Origin of the sequence: Kitasatospora sp. NPDC004799 (genome assembly GCF_040609095.1) — a bacterium.
GTDB lineage: Bacteria > Actinomycetota > Actinomycetes > Streptomycetales > Streptomycetaceae > Kitasatospora.
Map to the genome: position 1 here is coordinate 1 of NZ_JBEXJK010000831.1, position 1,146 is coordinate 1,146.

Sequence of the window (1,146 nt, forward strand, 5' to 3'; positions counted from 1 at the left end):
GCGGCCGTCGGTGCCTCGCGCGCCGCCGTGGACGCCGGCTGGTACCCGCACAGCAGCCAGGTCGGCCAGACCGGCAAGCAGGTCTCCCCGCAGCTGTACGTGGCCAACGGCATCTCGGGCGCCATCCAGCACCGGGCCGGCATGCAGACCTCGAAGACCATCGTGGCCGTCAACAAGGACCCCGAGGCCCCGATCTTCGAGCTCGCCGACTACGGCGTGGTCGGCGACCTCTTCGAGGTGCTGCCGCAGCTCACCGCCGAGGTGAAGGCCCGCAAGGCCTGATCCCCGTACGGCAGTGGAGGGCGTGGCACCGAGTGGTACTCGGTGCCACGCCCTCCGTCGTCTCCCGGCGGCGCTCCGTCGCGCCGCCCGTTCTGCCCGTCCCGTCCGTCGTGCCCGATCCGGCCGTCGGGCGGCTCACTCCGGGACGAAGGCCGCGAGGTGCTGGGTGAAGCCGCCCTGGGTGGGCGGCAGCGGGCGCGGCTCGGTGTCCAGCGGCACCGGCGGCTCCTCCATCGGCAGCAGCCGCAGCTCCGGCTGGTCGGAGTCGGGGGAGGAGAGCAGCCGCACCCGGGTGCCCACCGGGACGGTGCTGCGCATGCCGTCCACGATGCACCAGACGTCGAAGCCCTCCGCCATGCGGATCAGGGACTTCTGACGGACCAGCGGCGTCCGGGCCTGCTCGACCGCGCAGCGCCGCACCACGCCGGTGCCCTCGCTGGGCTCCAGCCGGAGGTCGGTGGACCCGCAGGTGGGGCAGAGCAGTCGCTGGAAGGTCGGGTTGTTGCACCACGTACAGCGCTGGAAGTACAGCGTCGTACTGCGGGTGTCGGTGTCGATGGCTGAGTGGACCACGCTGTCATCTCCCTGCGCTCGGACCGGCTTCGTTCGGTGGAACTTCGGCGGCGGTACGCCAGAAGTTCGGCACGAAAAGGATAGGGAACTCAGTGCCGCCAAGGGAAGGCACTGAGTTCCCTTTTTGCCGCGCGCATGCATAATGAAGGGTACTGAGTACCGTCGTGAAACAGGAGTGGCGATCATGAGCCAGGAGTTCGATCTCTTCCGGATCTCCGAGGAGCACGGGATGCTCCGTGAGGCGGTGCGTTCGCTGGCCGAGGCGAAGATCGCTCCGTTCGCGGCGGAGGT

The 1,146-nt window shown here is 69.6% G+C and carries 2 protein-coding genes; one reads left to right on the forward strand and one right to left on the reverse strand.

Translation table 11 applies throughout. The features are described from left to right. A partial coding sequence (locus tag ABZW03_RS41125) for an electron transfer flavoprotein subunit alpha/FixB family protein (RefSeq protein ID WP_355270033.1) occupies positions 1 to 282 on the forward strand: 282 nt, incomplete at its 5' end. A 135-nt stretch (positions 283 to 417) separates the two neighbouring features. Here the strand turns inward: ABZW03_RS41125 and ABZW03_RS41130 are convergent. Beyond that, on the reverse strand, positions 418 to 855 hold the full coding sequence (locus tag ABZW03_RS41130; protein ID WP_355270035.1) for a hypothetical protein: 438 nt from the start codon (positions 853 to 855) through the stop codon (positions 418 to 420). Positions 856 to 1,146: the final 291 nt, after the last annotated feature.